The organism is Azospirillum sp. RU38E (assembly GCF_900188385.1).
Lineage (GTDB): Bacteria > Pseudomonadota > Alphaproteobacteria > Azospirillales > Azospirillaceae > Niveispirillum.
Map to the genome: position 1 here is coordinate 1 of NZ_FZOI01000064.1, position 1,311 is coordinate 1,311.

Consider the following 1,311-nt stretch of genomic DNA (forward strand, 5'->3'; position numbering starts at 1 on the left):
GTGACGCTGCCCACCGTAACGGTGGCCCCACCGGCGGAGAGGAACTTCAACGCCGTCGTGCCACCGACGGCACCGCCAAAGCTCACCGCACCCTTGCCGGCATCGGTCACCAGGGCGTAGCCGCCATTCACCGTCCCGGTGAGGCGGATATCGTCACCGGCCGCACCAGCGCTGACAATGGCGCTGTCACCGGTCAGGGTGACCGGCCCACCCAGGCGGATGGTGCCGCCCGTCGTGCTGACCAGATCGCCGGCCAAGCGCACCGCACCGGCATAATCCTGCTGACCCGAGGTGGTGACGCTGCCCACCGTAACGGTGGCCCCACCGGCGGAGAGGAACTTCAACGCCGTCGTGCCACCGACGGCACCGCCAAAGCTCACCGCACCCTTGCCAGCATCGGTCACCAGGGCGTAGCCGCCATTCACCGTCCCGGTGAGGCGGATATCGTCACCGGCCGCACCAGCGCTGACAATGGCGCTGTCACCGGTCAGGGTGACCGGCCCACCAAGGCGGATAGACCCGCCCGTCGTGCTGACCAGATCGCCGGCCAGCCGGACGTTGCCAGCATAATCCTGCTGACCCGTCGTCGTGACGCTGCCGACGGTGACGGTGGCCCCACCGGCCGAGAGGAACTTCAACGCCGTCGTGCCACCGACGGCGCCGCCAAAGCTCACCGCACCCTTGCCGGCATCGGTCACCAGGGCGTAGCCGCCGTTCACCGTGGAGGTGAGGCGGATATCGTCACCGGCCGCACCAGCGCTGACAATGGCGCTGTCACCGGTGAGGGTGACCGGCCCGCCAAGGCGGATAGACCCGCCCGTCGTGCTGACCAGATCGCCGGCCAAGCGCACGGCACCGGCATAATCCTGCTGACCCGTCGTCGTGACGCTGCCTACCGTGACGGTGGCCCCGCCGGCGGAGAGGAATTTCAGCGCCGTCGTACCACCGACAGCCCCACCGAAGCTGACGGCCCCCTTGCCGGCATCGGTCACCAGGGCGTAGCCGCCATTCACCGTGCTGGTGAGGCGGATATCGTCACCGGCCGCACCAGCGCTGACAATGGCGCTGTCACCGGTCAGGGTGACCGGCCCGCCCAGGCGGATGGTGCCGCCCGTCGTGCTGACCAGATCGCCGGCCAAGCGCACGGCACCGGCATAATCCTGCTGACCCGTCGTCGTGACGCTGCCCACCGTGACGGTGGCCCCACCGGCCGAGAGGAACTTCAACGCCGTCGTACCACCGACGGCACCGCCGAAGCTGACGGCACCCTTGCCGGCATCGGTCACCAGGGCGTAGCCGCCATTCACCGTG

1 pseudogene is annotated in these 1,311 nt (G+C 69.3%); it reads right to left on the reverse strand.

What is annotated here, in order from left to right:
• Window positions 1-1,311: pseudogene (locus CHB97_RS26585) on the reverse strand (hypothetical protein); the annotation flags it as partial.